Genomic DNA, 6,003 nt, shown 5'->3' on the forward strand with positions numbered 1-6,003 from the left:
CGGCCGTTGCGGCCAAGTCCTTCCCTATCCACACGCAGCTGGAAAAGTCCAGGCTACCGCCTGTGGCGATCGCCAGCGCCGGTGGAGCCGGGGCGCTGGGGGTACCGCCCGCTTGCGGGGGACGGGTCGCCACCATCCCGCTCAGACAACGACTGGCTGTTCCCGATGGGCAGCCGATGGGGGCCCAGCGTGCGGCTGGCCGCACGCTCGTTGCCCAGTGTGCGGCTGGCCGCACGTTCGGCGGAGCGCCTACTCGTAATAGCGGGCCTCGATGACATTGCCGTCGGGGTCGCGGAAGTAGTAGCCGTGCGGCGCCCAACCTCGGGCCCCGTAGGTGCGGTTCAGCCGGGCGCTAGTGTCCACGCCCTCGGCCTGCAAACGGCGGTCGAGCGCGTCGTATTCGGCCTTCGACAGCGCCAGGCAGACGTGATTGATCGGATGGCCCGCGCTGCCCTCGACCTTCGTGAGGGCTTCGGTGGCGCCAGCGCTGTCGATCGGCGACAGGTCGATGATCGAGTCCTCGCTGACCCGCACGCTCGGGAACGGCGCGTCACCCGCCTCGAACTCGGCGAACCGCACGGGCGCCAGCCCAACCACCCGGGTGTAGAAGTCCATCGATGCGCGCGCATCCTTCGACCACAAGACGACGTGGTCCAGCCGCTTCATGCGAAAGTCACCTTTCGTTGGGATGTCTTGTCGCGATATCTACCACGATGTCAGGCCTTCTCAGCCCACCGGCGTTGTGATTTGGTGAGACGATGCCCTTATCAACCGAACGGTTAGTAGACACCAATGGTGTGCAGTTGCGGGTGGTCGAAGCCGGCGACCGCGGCGCGCCCACGGTGGTCCTGGCGCACGGCTTTCCCGAGCTGGCCTACTCGTGGCGACACCAGATTCCGGCCCTCGCCGAGGCGGGCTACCACGTGCTGGCGCCCGATCAGCGCGGTTACGGCGGGTCGTCGGCCCCGGATGCGATCGCGGCCTACAACATTCGCGAGTTGACCGCCGACATCGTCGGGCTGCTCGATGACGTCGGCGCCGAGCGCGCCGTCTGGGTCGGTCACGACTGGGGCGCCCCCGTGGCGTGGCATGCGCCGCTGCTGCACCCCGACCGGGTGTCGGCGGTAGTGGGATTGAGCGTCCCGCCGCTGCCCCGCTCGCACGTGGCGCCGACCAAAGCGTGGCGCAAGCTATTCGGCGAAAACTTCTTCTACATCCTGTATTTCCAGGAACCGGGCGTCGCCGACGCCGAACTCAACGCCGACCCCGGCAGGGTGATTCGACGCATGATGGGCGGCCTGCGGGCAGACGGCGGCCAGGACGCCCTGGTGCGGATGGCTACCCCCGGTCCGCAAGGCTTCCTCGATCGCCTGCCCGAGCCCGACGGGCTGCCGGACTGGATAAGCCAAGACGAGCTCGACCACTACGTCGATGAGTTCTCCCGCACCGGATTCACCGGCGGGCTGAACTGGTATCGCAACTTCGACCGCAACTGGGAGACCACCCCCGAACTCGACGGCGCGAAAATCTCGGTGCCGTGTCTGTTCATCGGTGGGTCGGCCGATCCGGTGCTGTCCTTCACCCGCGCCGACCGCGCTTCGCAGGTGGTTTCCGGGCCGTACCGTCAGGTGATGCTCGAGGGCGCGGGACACTGGCTGCAACAAGAGCGACCCGACGAGGTCAATGCGGCACTGCTGGACTTTCTCAACGGATTGGAGCTGCGATGAACGCCCCCCTGCGCTTCGGCGTCTTTATCACACCGTTTCATCCGATCGGCCAATCCCCAACGGTGGCATTGGAATACGACATGGAGCGTGTCGTCGCGCTCGACCGTTTGGGCTTCGACGAAGCGTGGTTCGGCGAACACCACTCCGGCGGTTACGAGCTGATCGCGTGCCCGGAGGTGTTCATCGCGGCCGCTGCGGAGCGGACGAGGCACATCCGGCTGGGAACCGGTGTGGTCTCGCTGCCGTACCACCATCCGCTCATGGTGGCCGATCGCTGGGTGCTGCTGGACCACCTGACCCGCGGCCGAGTCATGTTCGGCACGGGCCCTGGCGCGCTGCCGTCGGACGCCTACATGATGGGGATCGACCCGATCGAGCAACGCCGGATGATGCAGGAGTCCCTCGAGGCGATACTCGCCCTGTTTCGCGCCGCGCCCGACGAGCGAATCGACCGCCACTCCGACTGGTTCACGCTGCGCGACGCCCAGCTTCATGTCCGCCCCTACACCTGGCCCTATCCGGAAATCGCCACGGCCGCAATGATTTCGCCGTCCGGGCCGCGACTGGCGGGCGCCCTGGGCACGTCGCTGCTGTCGCTGTCGATGTCGGTGCCCGGCGGCTACGCCGCCCTGGAAAACACCTGGGACGTGGTCCGTGAACAGGCCGGCAAAGTCGGCCGCGACGAGCCCGATCGAGCCGATTGGCGAGTGCTGAGCATCATGCACATCGCCGACAGCCGCGACCAGGCGATCGACGACTGCACCTACGGGCTGCAGGACTTCGCCAACTATTTCGGCGCCGCCGGGTTCGTTCCCCTGGCCAACACCGTCGACGGCGCGCAGACACCTCATGAATTCGTCGAAGACTATGCGGCCAAAGGCAATTGCTGCATCGGCACCCCCGACGACGCGATCGCGCACATCGAAGATCTGCTCGAACGCTCGGGTGGCTTCGGGACCCTGCTCATGCTCGGACATGACTGGGCCTCGCCAGAAGCGACGTACCACTGTTATGACCTGATGGCCCGCAAGGTGATTCCCTATTTCAAGGGACAGCTGCAGGCCTCGCGGTCGTCGCACGACTGGGCGAAGGGCCGCCGCGACCAGTTGATCGGCCGCGCCGGTGAGGCCGTGGTGAAGGCGATTACCGAGCATGTCGACGAACACAAGTTGGAAAGCGAGAAGAGCTGATGCGCGCCTCGGTACTGCGGGACGGCCGGATGGTCTACCGCGACGACGTCCCCGACCCGGTTCCCGAATCCGGCCAGGTGCTGGTCGCGGTCCGATCGTGCGGAATCTGCGGCTCTGACCTACATTTCGCGGCCCACGGCTCCGAGGTGACGGCGCTGACCGACCGGATGGGCGGCGATGCCGCGGGCGGCATGAGCCTGGACCTGAGTCGCGATATCTTCATGGGCCACGAGTTCAGCGCCGAGGTACTCGAAGCCGGACCGGACACGGAATCGCATCCCCCGGGAACGCTGGTCACCTCGCTACCCGTGTTGCTGTCCAGCAAGGGCGTCGAGCCCATCGTCTACAGCAACACGACGGTCGGCGGCTACGCCGAACGGATGCTGCTGTCGGCGCCGCTGCTGATGCCCATCCCCAACGGCCTCGATTTCAAGCACGCCGCGCTGACCGAACCCATGGCGGTGGGCCTGCACGCGGTCAACAAGTCGAACATCGCGCCGGGGGAGACCACCCTGGTGCTCGGTTGCGGCCCGATCGGCATCGCGATCATCGCGTCGCTTCGCGCCCGTGGCGTGGAAACCATTGTGGCATCGGATTTTTCACCGAAACGCCGGGAGCTGGCCACCGCGATGGGCGCGCATCGGACGCTGGACGCGGCCCAGGGCTCGCCCTTCGACAGCGTCAAACCCGCGGTGGTGTTCGAGGCGGTCGGGGTGCCGGGAATCATCGACGACGTGCTGTTGCGGGCGCGTCCGGGCACCCGGTTGGTGGTCGCCGGGGTGTGCATGGAACCCGACACCGTGCATCCTTTCTTCGCGATCGCAAAGGAGATCAACGTCCAGTTCGTCCTCGCCTACAGCCCGGATGAATTCGCCGATTCGCTGCGCGCGCTCGCCGAGGGCGACATCGACGTCACGCCGCTGATCACCGGCGAGGTAGGCCTGGACGGGGTCGGCGCGGCCTTTGATGACCTCGCCGACCCCGAGCGGCACTGCAAGATTCTCGTGACTCCCTAGGCCCAGCTGGATCCCACCGCGCTGTCGGTGTTGGCCATGTTGCTGCCCGCGGACTGGACCTTTTGCCCGTGGGCGTTGGCCTGCTCGTAGATCACCTGGAAATTGCGGCCCAAGTCGGTGATGAACTGCTGGCAGGCCATCGAGCCGGCACCGCCCCAAAAGTCGCCGGCGGCAAGCACATCGCGAACGATGGCCTGGTGCTCCGCTTCCAGCGATGCCGCCTGCGCGCGGATGAGGGCGCCGTGGGCGTCGACGTCGCCGAATTGATAGTTGATCGTCATCGTTAAAGTCTCCTGTTCTTCGTTCGGTGGTTAGCTGCCCAGGATCTGCTGGGAGGCCTGCTCTTGCTGCTCGTAGTTGCCGGCATCGCGAACCAGTCCGTCGCTGACTCCGTGCAGCATGTTCACGATGTTTCGGAACGCCTGATTCATCTGGCCCATGGTGTCCAGCGAGGTCGCCTGCGCGGTCCCACTCCAGCCCGCGCCGGAGATGTTTTGCGACGACGCCCACATCTTGCGGGCCTCGTCCTCCACGGTTTGCGCGTGCACCTCGAAGCGGCCCGCCATGTCCCGCATCAGTTGCGGATTGGTCATGAATCGTGTGGTCATTGATGGTCTCCTTAAATGAGTTGTCGTGTGTGGTGAGCGGTCGGTGATAAGACGAAAGCGCTTGTCCCCCTTTCTGTTAACCGACGAGACTGGTGCGCGGTAGGACGACTACGCGCGGCGGCTCGACGGCGCCGGATCCGCGAATCTCCATGCCTCCGACGGTGCTCGCGGGGATGCCGCGGGCCATCATCGGCGCTCCCGCCGGGGCGCCGGCCGTCGGCGCGACATCCGGTGCGGCCGCGGCCGAGACCGCCTGTCCCGCAGGGGTCCATCCCGGTGGGACCGACAGGCCGCCGACCGAAGTGGCCTGGCCCAGGGCGGCCGACGGCATCAACCGTGCCGGCATCTCCGGAACGCGGCTGGGAGCCAGCGCGGGAGACAACCGTTCCATGGCGGGCATCACTGGCCGAGGGCCGACCAATGGTTCCCGCGCCGCCATGCCGAGACCCAGAGCCGCGGGCTGTTCCATCCCGCTCAGCCCCGAGGTACCCGTGCCGGTGCCCTGCCCGAGGAGCCCGCCGAGCACGTCGCCGAAACTGCCGACGCCGGATTCGAAGGGGCCGGCCAGCGTCGACGCCGACGTCAAGGCGTTGTTGGCCGCTTGGGTGGTCATCCCCTGGACGGCGCCGGCGGCCGCCCCGGCCGGATTGGTCGTGGCCGGGGCCGGCGCCATCGGTGTGAGCATCGCCGCCGCCGCCGAGGCACCCGCATAGGCGTACATCGCGGCCGCGTCCTGGGCCCACATCTCGCCGTAGTGCGCCTCGGTTGCCGCGATCGCGGCGGTATTGATGCCCAGGAAATTGGTCGCGATCAGGGTCATCAGCAGGGCCCGGTTGGCGGCGATCATCGGCGGGGGCACGGTGGCCGCAAAAGCCGCCTCGTGCGCGGCCGCGGCCGCGGCCGCTTGCATCCCCGCCTGCTCGGCCTGCGCCGCGGTGCTCTGCATCCAGGCCAGGTAGGGCGCGGCGGCGGCGGCCATCGATGCCGCAGACGGACCCTGCCACCCCGCGTCGGCCAGTTCCAAGACCGTCGACCCGTAGCCCGTAGCGGCCATGCGCAGCTCGGCGGCCAGACCCTCCCAGGCCGCGGCGGCGGCCAGCATCGGCCCCGATCCCGGGCCCGCGTACATCAGCGCAGAGTTGACTTCCGGAGGTAACGCACCGAAATCCATTGGTATATACCTTTCTTCGATTGTTGTTGGGTGCCAGGCGCGTTACTTGGCCGGCAACTTGTATGCGGGTGTTTTGTAGACGGGCGCGGCAGGCTCCTTGTACGCAGGCAGCGGATCCGTGTGCGCGGGCGCGGCAGGCTCCTTGTACGCAGGCAGCGGATCCCTCGCCTCGGGCGCGGCAGAGGCGGCGTCGGTGGTGACGGGGGGCGCGGACCCCGCGTTGGCAGGCGCCGCGTCCGTCTACAAAACACCCGCATACAAGTTGCCGGCCAAGTAACGCGCCTGGCACCC

Annotated in this window: 7 protein-coding genes; 3 read left to right on the forward strand and 4 right to left on the reverse strand. The window is 67.5% G+C overall.

Annotation, left to right across the window (positions count from 1 at the left end):
* Positions 1-249 precede the first annotated feature (249 nt).
* Positions 250-666 (reverse strand): VOC family protein, encoded by a 417-nt coding sequence (locus A5745_RS12710; protein WP_076116235.1) that lies wholly within the window; start codon positions 664-666, stop codon positions 250-252.
* Positions 667-758: 92 nt separating this feature from the next.
* Between A5745_RS12710 and A5745_RS12715 the strand changes: the two genes are divergently transcribed.
* The 3 genes from A5745_RS12715 to A5745_RS12725 are packed head-to-tail and all read left to right on the forward strand — an operon-like array spanning position 759 to position 3,933.
* Positions 759-1,727, forward strand: coding sequence for an alpha/beta fold hydrolase (locus tag A5745_RS12715; protein WP_139329572.1), 969 nt, complete (start codon positions 759-761; stop codon positions 1,725-1,727).
* Positions 1,724-2,917: an LLM class flavin-dependent oxidoreductase gene (locus tag A5745_RS12720; protein WP_076116237.1), complete on the forward strand. Its 1,194-nt coding sequence runs from the start codon at positions 1,724-1,726 to the stop codon at positions 2,915-2,917. The genes A5745_RS12715 and A5745_RS12720 overlap by 4 nt, the downstream gene beginning before the upstream one ends.
* A complete protein-coding gene (locus tag A5745_RS12725; RefSeq protein WP_076116238.1) occupies positions 2,917-3,933 on the forward strand; it encodes a zinc-binding dehydrogenase in 1,017 nt (338 codons plus the stop codon). Before A5745_RS12720 ends, A5745_RS12725 begins: the two co-directional genes overlap by 1 nt.
* Here the strand turns inward: A5745_RS12725 and A5745_RS12730 are convergent.
* The 3 genes from A5745_RS12730 to A5745_RS12740 form a co-directional block, all read right to left on the reverse strand.
* Positions 3,930-4,214: a WXG100 family type VII secretion target gene (locus tag A5745_RS12730; protein ID WP_076064078.1), complete on the reverse strand. Its 285-nt coding sequence runs from the start codon at positions 4,212-4,214 to the stop codon at positions 3,930-3,932. The two genes, A5745_RS12725 and A5745_RS12730, sit on opposite strands and share 4 nt — an antisense overlap.
* A gap of 30 nt (positions 4,215-4,244) precedes the next feature.
* Positions 4,245-4,541: a WXG100 family type VII secretion target gene (locus A5745_RS12735; RefSeq protein ID WP_076116240.1), complete on the reverse strand. Its 297-nt coding sequence runs from the start codon at positions 4,539-4,541 to the stop codon at positions 4,245-4,247.
* A 76-nt stretch (positions 4,542-4,617) separates the two neighbouring features.
* The gene (locus A5745_RS12740) at positions 4,618-5,712 is read right to left on the reverse strand and encodes a PPE family protein (RefSeq protein WP_076116242.1); all 1,095 of its coding nucleotides are present in this window, start codon (positions 5,710-5,712) and stop codon (positions 4,618-4,620) included.
* Between the last annotated feature and the right edge of the window lie 291 nt (positions 5,713-6,003).

It is taken from the genome of Mycobacterium sp. IS-2888, from assembly GCF_001954215.1.
GTDB lineage: Bacteria > Actinomycetota > Actinomycetes > Mycobacteriales > Mycobacteriaceae > Mycobacterium.